At 36.5% G+C, this 17,975-nt stretch carries 19 protein-coding genes; 14 read left to right on the top strand and 5 right to left on the bottom strand.

Annotated elements, in window-relative coordinates; all coding sequences use genetic code 11:
* Positions 1-40: 40 nt before the first annotated feature.
* Entirely contained in the window at positions 41-934 is an 894-nt protein-coding gene (locus LAV82_RS18705; RefSeq protein WP_499716697.1) for a helix-turn-helix domain-containing protein, read from the top strand.
* Between the two features lie 16 nt (positions 935-950).
* Here the strand turns inward: LAV82_RS18705 and LAV82_RS18700 are convergent, their stop codons facing one another.
* The 3 genes from LAV82_RS18700 to LAV82_RS18690 form a co-directional block, all read right to left on the bottom strand.
* Entirely contained in the window at positions 951-1,178 is a 228-nt protein-coding gene (locus tag LAV82_RS18700; RefSeq protein WP_078081837.1) for a hypothetical protein, read from the bottom strand.
* 127 nt (positions 1,179-1,305) lie between these two features.
* On the bottom strand, positions 1,306-1,839 hold the full coding sequence (locus tag LAV82_RS18695) for a PIN domain-containing protein (RefSeq protein ID WP_499716696.1): 534 nt from the start codon (positions 1,837-1,839) through the stop codon (positions 1,306-1,308).
* A gap of 7 nt (positions 1,840-1,846) precedes the next feature.
* Positions 1,847-2,203: a hypothetical protein gene (locus tag LAV82_RS18690; RefSeq protein WP_499716695.1), complete on the bottom strand. Its 357-nt coding sequence runs from the start codon at positions 2,201-2,203 to the stop codon at positions 1,847-1,849.
* A gap of 235 nt (positions 2,204-2,438) precedes the next feature.
* Here LAV82_RS18690 and LAV82_RS18685 point away from each other — a divergent pair, with 235 nt between their 5' ends.
* The gene (locus LAV82_RS18685) at positions 2,439-2,999 is read left to right on the top strand and encodes a maltose acetyltransferase domain-containing protein (protein ID WP_064471670.1); all 561 of its coding nucleotides are present in this window, start codon (positions 2,439-2,441) and stop codon (positions 2,997-2,999) included.
* Positions 3,000-3,245: 246 nt separating this feature from the next.
* Positions 3,246-4,223 carry a ring-cleaving dioxygenase gene (locus LAV82_RS18680; RefSeq protein ID WP_013057008.1) on the top strand — a complete coding sequence of 326 codons (978 nt, stop codon included), beginning with the start codon at positions 3,246-3,248 and terminating at the stop codon, positions 4,221-4,223.
* Positions 4,224-4,371: 148 nt separating this feature from the next.
* Here the strand turns inward: LAV82_RS18680 and LAV82_RS18675 are convergent, their stop codons facing one another.
* Complete coding sequence (locus tag LAV82_RS18675) at positions 4,372-4,878, bottom strand: PCYCGC motif-containing (lipo)protein (RefSeq protein WP_013083117.1); 507 nt, start codon at positions 4,876-4,878, stop codon at positions 4,372-4,374.
* A gap of 234 nt (positions 4,879-5,112) precedes the next feature.
* Between LAV82_RS18675 and LAV82_RS18670 the strand changes: the two genes are divergently transcribed.
* From LAV82_RS18670 to fbpA, 4 genes are all read left to right on the top strand, one after another.
* Positions 5,113-5,967, top strand: a complete 855-nt coding sequence (locus tag LAV82_RS18670) for an STAS domain-containing protein (protein ID WP_499716694.1) — start codon at positions 5,113-5,115, stop codon at positions 5,965-5,967.
* 311 nt (positions 5,968-6,278) lie between these two features.
* Positions 6,279-6,476 carry a DUF3311 domain-containing protein gene (locus LAV82_RS18665; protein ID WP_211080079.1) on the top strand — a complete coding sequence of 66 codons (198 nt, stop codon included), beginning with the start codon at positions 6,279-6,281 and terminating at the stop codon, positions 6,474-6,476.
* Entirely contained in the window at positions 6,476-7,969 is a 1,494-nt protein-coding gene (locus LAV82_RS18660; RefSeq protein ID WP_029321721.1) for a sodium:solute symporter family protein, read from the top strand. Before LAV82_RS18665 ends, LAV82_RS18660 begins: the two co-directional genes overlap by 1 nt.
* Before the next feature lie 226 nt (positions 7,970-8,195).
* Positions 8,196-8,363 (top strand): Fur-regulated basic protein FbpA, encoded by a 168-nt coding sequence (gene fbpA, locus LAV82_RS18655; RefSeq protein ID WP_211080080.1) that lies wholly within the window; start codon positions 8,196-8,198, stop codon positions 8,361-8,363.
* Positions 8,364-8,600: 237 nt separating this feature from the next.
* On the opposite strand, the gene LAV82_RS18650 is transcribed toward fbpA, so the two are convergent.
* Positions 8,601-9,194 carry an exonuclease domain-containing protein gene (locus tag LAV82_RS18650; RefSeq protein ID WP_013057015.1) on the bottom strand — a complete coding sequence of 198 codons (594 nt, stop codon included), beginning with the start codon at positions 9,192-9,194 and terminating at the stop codon, positions 8,601-8,603.
* Positions 9,195-9,428: 234 nt separating this feature from the next.
* Here LAV82_RS18650 and LAV82_RS18645 point away from each other — a divergent pair, with 234 nt between their 5' ends.
* The 7 genes from LAV82_RS18645 to LAV82_RS18615 all read left to right on the top strand — a co-directional run bounded on the left by LAV82_RS18645 (position 9,429) and on the right by LAV82_RS18615 (position 17,946).
* Positions 9,429-9,725 (top strand): hypothetical protein, encoded by a 297-nt coding sequence (locus LAV82_RS18645; RefSeq protein ID WP_013057017.1) that lies wholly within the window; start codon positions 9,429-9,431, stop codon positions 9,723-9,725.
* 380 nt (positions 9,726-10,105) lie between these two features.
* Entirely contained in the window at positions 10,106-12,457 is a 2,352-nt protein-coding gene (locus LAV82_RS18640) for an immune inhibitor A domain-containing protein (RefSeq protein WP_499716693.1), read from the top strand.
* A 223-nt stretch (positions 12,458-12,680) separates the two neighbouring features.
* Positions 12,681-14,060: a class II fumarate hydratase gene (gene fumC / locus LAV82_RS18635; RefSeq protein ID WP_499716692.1), complete on the top strand. Its 1,380-nt coding sequence runs from the start codon at positions 12,681-12,683 to the stop codon at positions 14,058-14,060.
* Between the two features lie 173 nt (positions 14,061-14,233).
* The gene (locus LAV82_RS18630) at positions 14,234-14,473 is read left to right on the top strand and encodes a hypothetical protein (RefSeq protein ID WP_013057019.1); all 240 of its coding nucleotides are present in this window, start codon (positions 14,234-14,236) and stop codon (positions 14,471-14,473) included.
* 26 nt (positions 14,474-14,499) lie between these two features.
* The gene (locus tag LAV82_RS18625; protein ID WP_499716691.1) at positions 14,500-15,396 is read left to right on the top strand and encodes a GH25 family lysozyme; all 897 of its coding nucleotides are present in this window, start codon (positions 14,500-14,502) and stop codon (positions 15,394-15,396) included.
* 61 nt (positions 15,397-15,457) lie between these two features.
* Positions 15,458-15,724, top strand: a complete 267-nt coding sequence (locus LAV82_RS18620) for a YbyB family protein (RefSeq protein WP_013057021.1) — start codon at positions 15,458-15,460, stop codon at positions 15,722-15,724.
* Positions 15,725-15,858: 134 nt separating this feature from the next.
* On the top strand, positions 15,859-17,946 hold the full coding sequence (locus LAV82_RS18615) for a PAS domain S-box protein (RefSeq protein ID WP_499716690.1): 2,088 nt from the start codon (positions 15,859-15,861) through the stop codon (positions 17,944-17,946).
* Positions 17,947-17,975 lie beyond the last annotated feature (29 nt).

Here is a 17,975-nt window from a genome sequence, read left to right as displayed (position 1 = left end):
TGTTTTAACGGGGTTTGTACGTTTTAAGTAAGGTGATTTTTTGAATGATAAAAAACAAGTAGGTCAGCTGATTCAAGATCTGCGAAAGATTGCGGAAATGACAACTGTCGAGTTATCAAAAGGAATTTGTACAGAAGAAGATCTACATCGATTTGAACAAGGTGAAATTCATGCAAGCAGTGAAGTTCTCTATCATTTATCGAAACGCTTAGGGGTTCCGATGAATTATTTCTTTGAAGCAGGAGAGCTAACGCCCAACGATTATTCAAAAGAAATTAAATCGACCATTAGGCATTATATACGAAAACGCGATTATGAAACCGTGTTACATATGGTGAACAAAGAAAAAGATAATCCTATGTTTCAAGATCCTTTTCACGCACAATTTTTCCTATGGCACGAAGCCATATGTGATTATTATATTGGAAATAAATTTGAACAAGCGCTTCGTAAATTGGAAAAAGCCATTGCGTTCACGCGTACGAGCGAACAGTTTTATTCAGAAAAAGAGATTGCTATTTTAAATAGTATTGCCATTATTTATGAAGAAGAAGGTCATTTAAAAAAAGCGTTCAGTACGTTTATGGAAGGATTGCAGCATATTGCTTTGCTTCCTAAGTTAAAAGATCCTTTAGTCAAAATTCGAATTTTATACGGATTATCGCGTGCGCTTTTGCAAATGGAACGTTATGAAAAGTCGGTTAAATATGCACAAGCAGGACTAGAGCTTTGTATTCAGCATGAGACGCTTTATTTATTAGGAGAACTGCACTATCAAATTGGAGAAGCACTCTGTCAGCTTGGTGAGCTTAAAGAAGGAATAGCTTACTTAAAAAAAGCTATTACTGTTTTTGAAATTGAGCAAAATGAAGCGTTTGTGACCATTATTAAAGAAGAGATGTCTAAATATCAAGAAACAAAAAAGAAGAGCTGATCGCTCTTCTTTTTTTTTATCTCCAATACACTGGGTGTGGGTAAAACGGACGAGGACGAGGGTAAAAGTAAGGGGGGTGGTAATAAATAGGACGAGGATAAGGGTAAGGATAAAATGGACGTGGGCGAGGGTATGGATAATAACCATAAGGGAATCTTTCGTCAGTTTCATGGGGATTCGAATAATAATCATAGCCATATTGGTACTCTTCTAAAGCTTGTTCTGGGTAATATTGATAATTCACTCTTTTCACCGCCTAAATTTTTATGCTTTTTACTGTATTCAACATAAAAAGAATTGGAGTATGTACCCATCAAACTTTTAATTTGAAAAAGGCGGGAGACAAAGAGTATTTTGAAAATAAAAACAAATTAGCTTTCCTTCTCGTTTTCTTGTAAGTTATCAGTATCGGGAAGGTTGAGAAGTTCAAAGCTTTTAATAAAAGAAGCGTAAGCAATCGTGTCTTTAATAGGATTTACATAAGATAATGGTTGACCTCGATAGCTGAAATTAAATGTAATCCAAGCAAAATCTTTATTATTGTTGGAAATCAGTTTCGCATTATGTATAAAAGCAGATGCGGCAATCATCGCATCCGGGCCTTTAATTTTTTTATTGGATTCTATTTTGGCTTTTCTGCGAATTTGAGCTGCTAGCTGTGCAATTTCACTTGTAACGTCTACAATTTTATCTGTCATATCGTAAATATAATGATTTTTTACTGCTTTGACTTGAGGATTTGTTTCTACTTCCCAATGCGACAGAAGTTCCATTTGTACAACGGTAGGCATTAAAAATTCCGCATTATTTGAAATAAGTTCATTAATATATTCCACAACTTCTGGATAATTAAGCGCATGTGAAGCCCAAATGTTTGTATCAATGATTACTTTTTCACCCAACACAAATCGTTCACTCCTCTCTACTAGCCATTCGTACCAGCTCTTCTAACCCAAAAGGTGAGTAAAGAGCCGCAGATTCTGAAAGCTGATTGCTTAATAGAAGCTTTTCATATTTAGTTAATCTAGTTTTTGCAGATTTTATGAGCTTTTCTTGTGTATCATTTAATATTTTATCTTTTTTATCGTATGTGCGTAGAACTTTATTTTGAGGTTTGTATTTAAGATTTTTCTTCTGTATAGGGCGGGAGGAAGGTGATTGTGGTGAGGGTTGTGTGTAAATTTTTCCATTTATTTTTAGTTTAAAGTGCTTCTGAACCTCCTTGCTGTATGTTCCTTTTTGGTCATCTACCAAGCGCTGTGCTTTCATGATATCCCTGCCTTTTATATAAATTTATATAGTATATGTGATGAAGGTTTCTCTTACTATTCCTTTTACATAAAAAGATTAAAAAATTAGCTTCCGGGAGTTATTAAATTAACTAATGTTTGCCTGGGGGGTGATAATCTCAGCGAATACCGGACAAAGGTTTAAAAACATGATATCGTGTAAGAGAATAAATCAGTATAGGTTAGAGAAGGAACTACAAAAAAGGGGATGCAAAATGAAAACAGAAAAACAAAAAATGCTGGATGGAGAATTATATCTTTCCGCTGATCTGCAATTAATAAAAGAACGTGAAAACGCTCGAAGATTAACAAGGCTTTATAACCAAACAACAGAAAGGGAAGAAGAAAGACGTACAAACTTATTAAAAGAACTGTTTGGGTCTACGGGAAATTCTCTTTGCATAGAGCCTACTTTCCGCTGTGACTACGGTTCTAACATTCATGTTGGAGAAAATTTTTATGCTAACTTTGATTGCGTACTTTTAGATGTATGTGAAATAAGAATAGGAGATAATTGTTTTCTTGCACCAGGTGTACATATCTATACAGCAACTCATCCTTTGCATGCTCTTGAAAGAATTTCAGGAGCTGAGTTTGGAAAACGCGTAGAAATAGGAAATAACGTCTGGATTGGGGGAAGAGCCGTTATTAATCCTGGAGTGAAAATAGGCAACAATGCGGTAATTGCTTCGGGTGCCGTTGTGACAAAAAATGTTCCTGATAACGTGGTAGTGGGAGGCAATCCTGCAGTTATAATCAAGCATATTGAAAATTAAAGAATAAACAAAGAGCTTTTGAATTGTAAAAGCTCTTTGTTTATACGATGTTTTATTGCCGATTTGGCTCGTCCTCATTTATAATGTTTTGGTTAAATGTAAAAATATACATATTTCCTTCCGAGATCATCCATACTTTATTGACAAAGGAAAATTAATCATGGTATATTATCTTTAATTAAAGATATTTAAATTAAAGATAAATGATGAATAATAAACTAGACGATTTATCCGGAGGAATGTAGAATGAACCACTTAAAAGGAATACACCACGTAACGGCTATTACAAGCAGTGCAGAAAAGAATTATGAATTTTTCACATATGTGTTAGGCATGCGCTTAGTTAAAAAAACGGTCAATCAAGATGATATTCAAACGTATCATTTGTTTTTTGCAGATGATAAAGGAAGCGCTGGAACGGACATGACTTTTTTTGATTTTCCAGGTATTCCAAAAGGTTTTCACGGAACAAATGAAATTTCAAAAACATCTTTCCGCGTTCCAAATGATGAGGCTTTAGACTATTGGGTAAAGCGCTTTGATCGCTTAGAAGTAAAGCATACGGGGATTCAAGAGCTATTTGGGAAAAAGACGCTTTCGTTTGTTGATTTTGATGATCAGCAGTATCAGTTAATTTCCGATGAAGGAAATCAAGGAGTTGAATCAGGCACTCCTTGGCAAAAAGGCCCTGTTCCTCTTCAATACGCTATTACGGGACTCGGTCCTATCTTTATTCGTATTGCCGAGTTTAATTACTTTAAAGAAATGATGGAAAAAGTCCTTTTATTTAAAGAGATTGCTCAAGAAGGAGATCTTCACCTATTTGAAGTAGGAGAAGGAGGAAACGGGGCGCAAGTAGTAGTAGAACACAATGAAAAACTTCCGCAGGCTCAGCAAGGTTTTGGAACGGTTCATCACGTTGCTTTTCGCGTAGAAAATCGACAGGCTCTTGAAGAGTGGATTAACCGAATGCCAAGCTTCGGTTTCCATACTTCTGGTTATGTGAATCGTCACTTCTTTGAATCGTTGTATGCAAGAGTGGCTCCGCAAATTTTATTTGAATTTGCGACAGATGGACCAGGATTTATGGGAGATGAACCTTACGAAACGCTCGGAGAAAAATTATCACTGCCTCCGTTTTTAGAGCCAAAACGTGCAGAAATTGAGAAGCTCGTGCGTCCGATTGATACAGTAAGAAGTACAAAAGAGTTTGTGAAAGAATAGTATACAAAAAACACTCAAATAGTTATTTGAGTGTTTTTTACTGTTTCAAATATGAATCAGCTTTCAAAACGCTAAAAAAACGTGCTTTTGATATTTTCTGCTTTTATATATACCTGTCGCAAATGTTTACTTAAAAACTGCCAATGTTCTACAGGGAAGGAGTGGGAGTGGGTTGTGCATAGCCTTCTTTATATTTTTCATCGATGTCTTTGCGAATATCTTTTATTGATTTGCCTCGGTTATAGTCGAGCATAGCTTTAGCTGCAATTTCTATACACAATCCGCATTTTGTTCCATGATCATCCCAGACAACTGCTCCATTTCTTTTGTTTTTAAAAATAAAGCAGTCATAGCTATTTTTGTGATTCGCTTCCATGCCACATCCGCAGTAGCAAGGGATTTTTTCAAGTAGTTCACGATTTTTAGCAACGGATAGATAAACTAGTTTCATATCTTTAGGCTGGTTCTTCAAAAACTGTGGTAAAACATCTGCTCCTGGAGTCTCTTCGCGAATGTCAGCAACTGCAGCTTTATGATGTTCATGACCTGAATGTGCAGAAGAGTTTGTGGCAGAAGAAGTTGTTGTATTGTTTGAACAAGCGGATAATCCAATACTTGTAGCGAGAATCCCCAACAAAATAATTGATTTTTTCAATACAATTAACATCCTTTCATGTGAAAATAAATGATAGTTGCATCATACACGGCAGTTTATCTATGTAGATAATCAAATACCTGCTTGTTTATATCTAATTCTCTATAAGTATGCAAAGCGGTTATCGTGTATGATAGAGATGGACGAGGAAAAAATATGAAGCATGAATTTATCATAAGGTACGTTTTGTAAGTAATTGGACAGAAGGAGAAAGTGAACGGAGGTTAAACAGTAGTGAGTGAACAAAATCAACGTCTTTTTGAATATATTTTAGAGAATTCAGCCTCTATCAGTGAAGAATGGCTGCGCCAAAGAAGTAAAATTAAAGGATCGATTTACTCAAAGGACGCAGACGCTTCAGTTGAGAAAAAGCTGCGCGAGCAGCATCTTTATACGATCGAAACAATTGCGAGCGGCTTTCTTGACGATCAAGAAATTTTTAAACAACGTATGGTGAAATGGACGACGGAAGTAGTAAACAGCAGAATTAAATTTGATACGCCGATTTACGAGGTAGTAGAAGCGCTAAGCAAAACAAGAAAAATTATTTGGACGTATGTCAAAACATATAGTCTGATACATTCATCTATTACAAAAGAAGATATACTGTCTTGGAGCGAAGTTTATCATACAACATTTGATAAACTCATTAATGAATTCTCCGAACAGTATTATAAAATCACAAGGCAAAAAATAAGTCTTCAGCAAGAGCTAATCGACGAAACGAGTTTTCCTGTCATTCCAATTGTAGATCACATCGCGGTCTTGCCTTTGGTAGGGCTTATTGATGAAATCAAAGGTGATTCTATTATCGAGGTTGTTCCAAAAAGGTGTGCAGAAAAACATATAAGGCATCTAGTCATTGACTTATCGGGTGTAAATTATGTAGATACGTATGTCGCTCACAAATTTTTTGATTTGATTAACATTTTGCAGCTGCTAGGCATCCATGCGATTATGTCAGGAGTGAGTCCTGACATGGCTCAGACAGCTGTTAATGTAGGAATTAGTTTTAATAAAATTGAAACGTTTGGGCATTTAAAACAAGCTCTCTCTTCGCTTGGTGTAAAGAAAAAAGAAGAAGAATAAAGTATAGAAATGCTAGATCGAAACGGAACTGAGACCTTTACTCTCAGTTCCGTTTCTTTTTGTTTGTCTATATTCTGTATATGAAATAATATTCTGCTGCATTCAAAATCTTGTAAGCATGCCTTACAAACTTCTTTCCACATGGGGACAAATGGAAGATACTAAGAAGCAAATAAACGGCGGTTTTCTATGCCAAACGTCTCGTTTAGCTTAAGAATGAAGGTGTAAAGAGAAGAATAAGAGAAGTACATAATGAGATGGTTGAAGCCTTAGATAAGTACTGTTAAGCCGTTTGATTAAGGAGGAGTTCTATGAAAATAATTTATCTTCTTTGCCTGCTTCCGTTTGTAGGAATATTATGTTTATTGCCTTTTGTTAACAAAGTGAAGCCGTTTATTTTAGGGATGCCCTTTTTTCTCTTTTGGATTGTTATGTGGGTAATCCTTACGTCTTTTATTATGGGTATTGTGTACAAGCTCGATCCTGCTGTTAAAGGAGGAGATAAATAATGAATACCGCTCTGATTATTATTTTTGGTTTTTTACTTTTAGCTATTTATCTTGGAATTCGAGCTACGCGGGGCAAAAAAATGGATTTAGAACAGTGGAGCGTAGGCGGCAGAGGTTTTGGAACTGTTTTTGTCTTCTTTTTGATGGCGGGTGAAATCTATACTACTTTTACGTTTCTAGGAGGAAGCGCTTGGGCATATGGAAAAGGAGGGCCGGCGTTTTATATTTTAGCCTATATTTCTTTAGCGTACGTGTTAGGGTATTGGATCGGCCCGCAAATATGGCGATATGCGAAGAAACATAAGCTCATGTCTCAGCCGGATTTTTTTGTTTCAAAATACAAAAGCCCGTTTCTAGGCATCGTTGTTTCATGCGCAGGGGTGCTGGCAATTGTTCCTTATATTATTTTACAATTCAAAGGCTTAGGTATTATTGTATCTGAAGCTTCTTATGGCTCTATCTCTTCAACCGCAGCCATTTGGATTGGAGCCATATCACTAACGGTTTACTTAATGATATCAGGCATACATGGTTCCGCGTGGACGGCTATTGTTAAAGATATTATGATTTTTATTGTCGTCTTATTTTTAGGAATATATATGCCGTTTCATTACTACGGAGGCTTACAGCCAATGTTTGAGGCTGTGCATCAAGCAAATCCAACGTTTCTTACTCTTCCCAAGACAGGTCTAAGTATTTCGTGGTTTATTTCTACAGTCATGCTGACCGTATTAGGATTTTACATGTGGCCGCATACGTTTAATGCAACGTATTCAGCTGAAAACGAGAATGTATTTCGAAAGAATTCTATTATAAGTCCTATTTATACGCTAATGCTGCTTTTTGTCTTTTTTGTAGGGTTTACTGCTCTTATGCAGGTACCTGGACTACAAGGCGCAGAAGCGGACTTGTCACTGCTTCGTCTTTCCATTCAAACATTTGACCCGTGGATTGTCGGCTTTATTGGCGCTGCTGGTTTATTAACAGCACTTGTGCCTGGATCGATGCTTTTGATGGCAGCCTCTACGTCACTATCTAAAAACGTTTATGGCGTTCTTGTTCCCTCAGCGACGGGCAAACAAATTTCGATACTGGCTAAATGCTTCGTACCGGTCATTGCGCTTGTTTCAGTCTATTTTACACTTCATGGAGGGAATACGATTGTAACGCTTTTACTAATGGGCTACAGCATTGTGACGCAGCTGTTTCCTGCTTTTATTTTTAGTTTAATGAAAAACAATATCGTGACTAAATACGGGGCGTGTGCAGGTATTGTTGCCGGCATTGCGTCTGTGATGTATATAACGATTACTGAAACAACGCTTGGCACGTTGTTTCCTGCGTTGCCACAAATCATTAAAGATACAAATGTCGGCGTTATTTCTTTATTTATTAATTTAGTTGTATTAATGGTGGTCAGTTTAGCAACGAAAAAAATCGCCGCACAGCCGCATTTTGAAAGCGGGGCAGTAGATGGAAAACAAATTTTGTGAAAATCTTTTTCCAATTGCGTTTTAAGAACATCATGAAGGGTATAAAAGTAGTGCATCACCAAAATGTTCAATATGGCTGCAAGATATAAGCAGCCTTCTCGATAAAATGTAACGATTGCGTTGTTTTTAAACATAGGTAACGAGTGTGAAAAGCAACAAGACGTATGCCACAAGCGGTGTACGTCTTTTCTATGAAAGATATTTACTTAAAAAAGGAGATGATAACATGACATCTGAAAAAGCATTTGAGCAAAAGAAAGATCTTTTAATGAATCAAATTATTGAATCGGGTTACTTTAAAGCAGAAGACGGGAGACATTTGTACGAATTGAATTTACGTGAACTAGAACAAACGCATCACGATCTTCAAAACCAAAAAATAAGAGAAGTATAATTAAAATCTTCCAGATTATTAGAAATTCAGCTGATTTCGTATATGTGTGTAAACACCAGCTGTTCAGTTTGTTCCTCCGCGTCTTTTTTGCTTGAAAGCAGGCACTTTTCTTTTTCTTCCTGTGCGTTTACAGCCTAGCTGTTTCCAATCATACTCCTCAAACATATAACTCAACACTTAAGAAATATGCGAATAAAAACAAAAAAAGCGCAGCTTCTGCGCTTTTTTTTTGTTGAGTTAAAAACGAGTGGAGGCCGCTGTTTTTTTAGGTTTGCTCATTGCTTTTTTTAATACTTCAGAAAAATAGGGCTCTCCGCTAGGATTTTGCTGTCTTAGCAAGTCAATGGTTCCTTTCACGTCATCCATAGCTCTGTGAGCGTGCTCTCTCTCGATATTATGATGATCAAGAAGCGTTGTTAGTTTTTTATTAGGAAAGCCGTACTCTTTCCATTTGACAGCACGCATAGAGCAGTGCCATTTTTGGTTGAATAAAGATGGATACCGTTTTAAAAGAAAACTGCGATCGAAAGAAGCATTATGAGCGATGATAGCCGAAACGCTAGTTAACAGCGATTCCACTTTTTTATCGTCTAATGTTTTATTTTTGACCATCTCATTTGTAATTCCCGTTAAGTTTGTAATATACGGGAAAATGGGAGTTGAAGGCATATTAAATTCTTCATATTCTTCTACAATGTCGATTATTTCTCCGGTAGAAGAATCATAAGAAACAACAGCAATAGCTAGTTCGATAATATCGCATGTTTGCGCACTTAATCCCGTTGTTTCAACATCTAAAACGGCTGCTAATTTCACTTGTTCAGTTGACAACTCGTTGCCCTCCCTTTCTATTTATCATTCTATTAGCTTATCATTTTTCAACAGAAAACGTTAGTAAAAAAGATGAGGTAGCACGGACATGGATTTATTTTATACGCCTACGTGGAAAAGGAATTTATTTTTTTAAAAGGAGATGACGATAGCAAAGGAGAATAGTAATATTTACTCATCTAAATTAAGTCTTCATTGAAAATAATGAAATGAAGGAAGAAGGGGATCGTTATCATGCAATTGCTGTATATGGTACTTTTTCTTGTCTTAATTTTTTGGGGAATTACATCTTTTATTCATTACAGGAATCAAACTATTAAAGTTCGTTTGAACAAACATTATACGAATGCAGTAGAATGGATTGAAGCTGTTAAACAAGAGCTAGAAAAGCAAGGGAAATCCGTGAGTTATGAAGGGGATTTCTTGTTTAAAATTGATGAAAAACCTTATGAAATCGCAGCGCGTAACATGTCTATTTGGAGCATGTCGCTCTATCATATCTTGCTGCAGCGTCAAAAAGAACATTCTTAAATTTACTTGCATACAGAAATTATCACTTCTCGTCTATTGAGAAGTGATTTTTTATCTTTCTGTATCCATAATGGGGAATTTTTTGTTTTTATATAATAGTAATACGGAAAAGGTGGTTCTAATTCCCTAAAAAAATACGCTTCATATATTTTTAGTTTCTGTTATCGATTTGGCATAGAATTTGCATATGTAAGAAGGTTTTATCAGACATTTTAATTGTCAGGCAAAGAGAATTAGTTACATACTATAAAACTATTTTACATTATCTACTAGAATTAAAAAATTTTAATAATATAGTAAAATGTAGTTGACCTTCCTAGTTTTAGAATATAAAATAAATCTTGCTAATAGTTTGAAAATTCTAAAATGGAGGGGTTTACTTGAAAAGCTGGAAAAAGATTTTGGGGACATCTTTTCTTGCCACAACTGTTACATTAAGCGGAGTGGGGCCAGTACTTATGAATGGAAGTACTGCTTCAGCTAAAACCGCACAATCGGATGAACTTCCGAGTTCACCAATTGATATGAATACAGTACCGGAAGAAAGATTGGCTAACGCACTGAAAAACCAAGGAGTTATTTCTCAAAGTGCAACACCGCAAGAAGTGAAGAAAGCCGTTACTTCTTACATAAACAAAAAAGATGCACATAAAGAGAGCATGAAGGGACATAAAGCTAGCAAAATTGATTTGAAAGCGAAAGAAATGCAAACAAAACAAAAAGAAAAGTTTCAACGAGGCGAATTTGCTAACATTAAGTCTCAAGGAAACAATTCGGGGAACGGGGTAAACGTTAAACCTGCAGCTCAGGCAAACTATAAAGGACAAGTGAGAAAAGATAAAGTTCTTGTTCTTTTAGTCGAATACGCAGACTTTAAGCATAACAATGTCGTTCAAGAACCTGGTTACATGTATGCAAAAGATTTTAACCGAAATCATTATCAGCAATTAATGTTTGGAAAGAAAGATTTTACGCTATTTAACGGAAAGAAAATTAAAACGTTTAAACAATATTATGAAGAACAGTCTGGAGGTAGTTACACAGTAGATGGAACGGTTTCTGACTGGTTAACTGTACCTGGAAACGCAAAAGAATACGGAGCAGACAACCCAGCGGGAGGAAACGATAATGCGCCTGGATCTAAAGGGCCTCGTAATCTTGTAAAAGAAGCGCTTGCTGCTGCAGCAAAAAGCGGCATTAACCTTTCAGATTATGATCAGTTCGATCAATATGATATCGATGGAGACGGCAACCGCAATGAGCCTGACGGCATAGTGGACCACTTAATGGTCATTCATGCTGGAACTGGGCAAGAAGCAGGTGGAGGTAAACTAGGAAACGATGCTATTTGGTCTCATCGCTCTACTTTGGGACAAGTGTATAAAGTTCCTGGAACAAACATGGCTGCTTATGATTATACAATTGAACCAGAAGACGGAGCAGTTGGCGTTTTTGCTCATGAATTTGGCCATGATTTAGGTTTGCCGGATGAGTATGATACACAGTATACGGGTCAAGGTGAGCCGGTAGGCGTTTGGTCAATTATGAGCGGAGGGAGCTGGGCTGGTGAAGTAGCTGGAACAGAACCGACAAGTTTCTCCCCGCAAAATAAAGAGTTTTTCCAAGCAAATATGGATGGAAACTGGGCAAATATTCAACAAATCGACAGCAAAAACATTACAAAATCGGGCTCTGTGAGCGTGGTTGATCAAAGCGTGACAAAATCTAAACGACCGGGTATTGTGAAGATTAATTTACCTAAAAAAGCTGTTCAAGGGATTAAGCCTGAGTTTGGAAGCAACTACTACTACAGTAAACGCGGAGATGATCTGCATACGACAATGACGACGCCAGAGTTTGATTTAACAACGGCCAAAACAGCGACGTTCAATTATAAAGCGTTCTATGAAGTAGAGGCAGAATACGATTATTTATATGTAAATGCGATTCTTCCTGACGGTTCAAAAGTTCTGTTAGATACAATTGGTGATAAAGCGAATAACGCAGACGGTTCCGCAGAAACTTCCGGCGGAAACTGGGAAGATAAAAGCTATGACTTGACGCAGTTTAAAGGTAAAAAAATCAAGCTTCAATTTGAATACGTAACAGACGGAGGACTTGCTCTTCAAGGATTTGCACTTGATAATGCCAGTTTAGTAGTAGATGGAAAAACGGTATTTACGGACGATGCTGAAGGAGCGCCAAAAGTAACGTTAGATGGATTTGAAAAGACAAACGGCATCAGCTATAAAGACAACTATTATTACCTTGAGTGGAGAAACTATGCAGGCAGCGATAAAGCACTTCAATTCGCGCGAGGTGCAAAATATAATACAGGCATGCTGCTTTGGTACGCAGATGAAAGCTACCTTGATAACTGGGTAGGACAACATCCAGGTGAAGGATTCCTTGGCGTGGTTGATTCCCATGCTCATAAAGTTCTTTACTTTAATGTGAATGGGATTAGCACGACAGCAAATTCAAGCCGATATCAAATTGCAGACGCGGCGTTCTCATTTGATAAATCACCTGCTTGGTCATATTCCCATAAAACGTGGGGAACTATTTCATCTAAAGGATCAAATGGAGTTACAAGCTTCAACGACAAAAAATCGTATTTAGATGAAAGAATTAAAGATGCAGGCCGCTTGCTTCCTCAAAACGGATTAAAATTAGACGTAATTGGTGAAGCAAAAGACAATTCAGCCGGTGCTGTATGGATTCATAAGTAAAATTAGACGTATTCAAAAAAGATCTGAAGAGCGTATTCTTCGGATCTTTTTTTATATTAGGAAATCAAAATAAACTATGAGCTAAATAATCAAAGTATTTAATACCGTTTAAAAAATAAAATAAAGGGAATTTTCAACAGTGAATAATTGTTATTATGTCATGAAATTCATCCATATAATCAATACTAATAGGTAAAGAAAATATTGAAAAGGAGTTCTAACTATGAGCTATCGTATCGAAAGAGATTCAATTGGAGAAATCAAAGTGGCAGAAGATAAACTATGGGGAGCGCAAACGCAAAGAAGTAAAGAAAATTTTCCAATAGGGATTGAAAAAATGCCGATTGAAGTAATACGTGCTTTTGCGGTTTTGAAGAAAAGTGCAGCTATTAGTAATCATAAACTAGGCAAACTATCAGCAGGGAAATCGGAAGCCATCGTACAAGCTGCTAACGAAATTATTGAAGGGAAATGGAATGAACATTTTCCTTTAGTGGTATGGCAGACAGGAAGCGGAACGCAATCAAACATGAATGTAAATGAAGTGATTTCCCACCGGGGAAACCAGCTAATAAATGGCGACGAAACGCTTCATCCAAATGATGATGTCAATATGTCACAAAGCTCTAACGATACTTTTCCTACAGCTCTTCATATTGCAGCTGTACTAGAAGTCGAAGATCAATTATTGCCTGCTCTAAAAACATTAAAAGAAACGTTCGCTGCGAAGCAAGAGCAGTTTAAAGATATTATTAAAATAGGCAGAACCCATTTACAAGATGCTACACCGCTAACACTAGGACAAGAAATTAGCGGATGGCATCATATGCTCGAAAAGAATGAAGAAATGATTAAACAAAGCGTAGAGTATATGAAAGAGCTAGCTATTGGCGGTACAGCTGTTGGGACGGGGATAAATGCACATCCCGACTTCGGCGATGAAGTAGCGAAAGAAATCAGCAGCACGCTTGGAAAAACATTTATCTCAGCACCTAATAAATTTCATGCATTAACAAGTCACGATCAAGTGGTTTATGCCCACGGTGCACTCAAAGCCTTAGCAGCTGACTTAATGAAAATCGCCAATGACGTACGCTGGCTGGCAAGCGGTCCTCGGAGCGGACTAGGCGAAATTACGATTCCTGCTAACGAACCAGGAAGTTCTATTATGCCTGGAAAAGTAAATCCAACTCAAAGTGAAGCTCTAACAATGGTTTCTGCACAAGTGCTTGGGAATGACGTGACGATTGGCATTGCGGCTAGTCAAGGAAACTTTGAATTAAATGTATTTAAGCCAGTTATTATTTATAATTTTTTACAATCAGTCAGATTGCTGACAGATTCCATGCAGGCTTTTAACGATAAATGCGCAGTAGGAATTGAACCCAACAAAGAAAAGATTCAGCATAATCTAGAAAATTCTCTTATGCTTGTAACAGCGTTAAATCCGCACATAGGTTATGAAAATGCGGCTAAAATCGCCAAGCTGGCTCATAAAGAAGGAACGACATTAAAAGAAGCAGCGGTCAAAACAGGCCTTCTGACTGAAGAACAATTTGAGCACTGGGTAAATCCTGCTAATATGATTCATCCATCAAAATAAAACAAGAAACCAAGCAGCTCAGAATGCTTGGTTTCTTGTTTTAATAAAATAAACATTGTTCTAAATAAACACATAAAAAGAAACTGCGGATTAAAAGAAATTTTACACTACCTTGTACTAGATTCAAATACATACGATTAGGGTATTTACATTTTTATAAAGGAGGGATTCAAGTGACGTACGAAGTGAAGTTTTATTTTGGAAATGAAAAATCAATCAGTACATTGGTTGAATCAGAAAATGTAAAAGAGCTTGAGGAATCTATTATTCATACACAAGGATGGTATCGTTATTATGACAAAAAGCACGAAGCTTATTTAGCGATTCAAATGAGCAACGTTTTACACATCGTTATAAAAGAATATCAGGATCCGGAAAAAACAGGGGTTTTGAGAGATTCGTCGTATACATAAGGAAGCTAGCAAAAGAGGTGAAAACTATGCAAAGGCGACATTCAAATAATCCTATTATTCTCGACGCTTCTCATCATCAAGGAATCATTAATTGGAAAGAAATAAAAAATACCTCAGTAAAAGGGGTGTATATAAAGTTAACAGAAGGTGGAACTTTTGTAGACCCTAGATCCTATGAAAATTATATAGGTGCTAAAAATGCGGGCTTGAGAGTAGGGTTTTATCATTATGCTCACTGTACAAATAGCCCGGAGAAAGAAGCTGCTTTTTTTATTGCTCAGCTTGGACAAATGAAACTAGACCTTCCGCCATGTTTGGATTTAGAAGAAGATAAGAAAAAATCCAAAGAATTTGTTTCTTGCTTTGCCGTAAGCTGGCTCGGGCATGTTCACAAAACAACAGGGATTAAGCCTATCGTATATACGAACTATCATTTTGCTAAAACTTTTTTTACAAACGAAATAAGTAAGTATCCTTTGTGGGTAGCAAGATATAGTGCAGCCAACAGACAAGGCGGTATGCAGCACCCTGGTAAGCTAAGTCAGTGGCAGCGATGGGCAATGTTTCAGTATACGGATTCTGGCAGAGTAAAAGGAATTTCTACAAATGTGGATATAAATGAAATGGACTACTCATTTTTTAAAGAAGTCACAACAAATCTATCTATGACGAATAATACAAAAGGACCCTTTGTGTATTCCAAAGGTGATAGAGGATTAGGAGTCAAACAAATTCAGCAAAACTTACTTGCGCTAGGTTTTTCTCTTCCGAAGTTTGGAGCAGACGGTTTCTATGGAGATGAATTAATCGCTGCAGTGAAAAAATTCCAGAATCGGTATGGCCTTTTTTCAGATGGGATAGCAGGAGCGGACACACTGCCGCGTCTTGTTAAAGAAGTGAATAATCCGAATAATCTGGTTTAAGAGATTACCTGATAGGGAAAAGTCACTGTAAGATTCAAAAAGGTACAAGGAAGGAGCTATTATGAGAAAACGAAAACAAAAAGCATTGATATCAGGTATTACATTATCAACGGTAGGAGTCGGCATTACGTCTTATATATTAAGCGATGCTGCGAAACGACGAAAAGTAAAAGGACTTGTTCGAAGTGCCAAAGTAAAACTTTCAAGTTTATCTAAAAAACAGCAGGTAAATGCTACCTTGAATAAAGATGCTCATTCAGATCCTACGTACGTTTCTGAAAGTAATATGATTTCAGAAGGACCTATGTATCAAGACCAACATAGATAATAAAAAACTAGTCTTGCCTCGGGCGAGACTAGTTTTTTTATTAATTTTATAAATAGCAGCGCTTATTCATGTTACACTCTCTATATAAGGGAATTATTTTACGCATATTTACAAGTAAAGGAGGAATAGAAGGAGTGGTTAGTAGCGGATTGTTTGTTAACTTATGTATTTTTTCGTTTTTTGTCAGTATTATGATTGCGATAAGAATATTTTTGTTACAGCGTCTAGCCCATAAATACAAATGGATGAATGGTATTTATGCAAGTATTGTTTCTGCTATTCTTATGGTGTATAGCGTTACGTATCAACAGATTACATATGATTTACGTTTTCTTCCTCTTATTTTGACCGTTCTATACTTTGGTTATAGAGCCGGTGCAGTTGCAGGTATCACTATGGCTGTGTGCAGTATCTATTTAGAAAGTCATTGGTTACTGACTATCTTAATTTTAATTTTTACCTTTTTGTTTTCCCTTCCTCTTATTCGATATAAAAAGCAGTTTTCTTTATTAAAACAATCTCTTCTTTGTTTCTTTCTTCATTTTATCGTTCATGTCTTATTGACAAATTACTTCTGGAATACACCTATTCAGTCGCCGTTTTATAGCGAAATAGAATATTTAATGTTCGGAATTCTCGGACTGGGAGTAGCCGTAGCGACGATAGAATTTTATCGTAAATTTTACGCTGTAGCAGAAGAAGCTGCTTATGCTGGATCAGATTCATGTAAGGATGAAGAAGATTCTTTTTTTGTCAGAATAATGAAAAAAGAACTGGAATATACGAAAGAACAGTTGGAGTCTTTTATTAATCATCACATGGATGCGGTTATTATAACTGATTTAGAAGGGCAAATCTTGCGAGTTAATGAGGCCTATGAAAAAGTATATGGATGGAAATCCCATGAAGTCATTGGGAAAAAATATTACGATATAGCAGGAGCTTTTAGTAAGGATGTACATGAGAATATAAAAAAGACTGTTGCTGAAAAAGAGGCAATCAATCGAGTAGAAGTTGTCAGAGCTCGTAAAGATGGAAGTTTGGTAGATCTTCGCATCACCATTTCTCCAATTTTTAATGGGAAAGATGAGTTGGTAGGTTTGTCTGGAGTATGTGTGGATATATCTGAAGCTAAAAAAGCTAAACAAGAGCTTGATTTGCTGCATCGTAAGCTTAAGGAAAGTGAGTTAAAGTACCGAACGTTATTTGAATATGCAAACGACGCGATTTATTTACTTGAAATAGGTTCGGATCATTTCCCTGCCCGTTTTGTTGAAGTAAACGAAGCTGGATGTAAACGCTTTGGATATACGAGAGAAGAGCTTTTATCCATGCCTTGTCACGGTATTATACCTAGAGATTCTGACATTGTTCAAAAAACAGTCGAACAAATTCGTAACGGAAATCTTTCTTTTACGCTGCAATCACAGTTTACATTTAAGTCTGGCGAAATAAAAAAACTAGAATATAGTGGGAAGTTGTTCAATATAGAAAACAAAAAAGTGCTTCTTATTGTTTCAAGAGACAGGACAGAGTACTTAAAAACAGAAGAGCTGCTGCAGAAATCTGAGAAATTAGCAGCGGTCGGGCAGCTTGCTACAGCTATTGCTCATGAAATTAGAAATCCTTTAACGGCCATCAAAGGGTTTATGCAGTTATTAACTGAAAAAGCGAGTAAAGAAGAGTTAACCTATATGAACATTATATCCTCTGAAATTGAGCGTATTGAAATGATTACAGATGAATTCATGTCTGTGGCAAAACCACAGGCCGTAACATTTCAGTCGATTGATTTGCAGCTGTTAATTCAACAAGTGATTTTATTGCTGCAGCCTCAAGCAACCATGAAAAACATCTTTATTGAACTTAACTCATATGGAGAAATGCCTTTTGTATATTGTGAAAGCAATCAAATGAAACAGGTGTTTATAAACATTCTTAAGAATGCGATTGAAGCAATGCCTTCCGGAGGAGAAATTAAAGTTGAGCTGAGAAAAAAGGACAACAATCATATTCATATTCAAATTATTGATGAAGGTGTAGGAATTTCAAAAGAACGCATCAAACATTTAGGTGAACCATTTTACAGTATTAAAGAAGACGGAATCGGGTTAGGATTAATGATCTGCTTTAATATTATCCAACAGCATAAAGGAACTCTTAGTATTGAAAGTGAAGTAAACAAAGGGACGAGTGTGGAAATTTGTTTACCGTTAGATTAAAAGGTAATCAGTTAAAGGAAGAAGAAATT

The organism is Bacillus sp. ILBB4, from assembly GCF_035064545.1.
GTDB lineage: Bacteria > Bacillota > Bacilli > Bacillales > Bacillaceae_H > Priestia.
The sequence above is the reverse complement of the archived record's forward strand: the minus strand, read 5'-3'. Positions and strand labels throughout refer to the sequence as shown.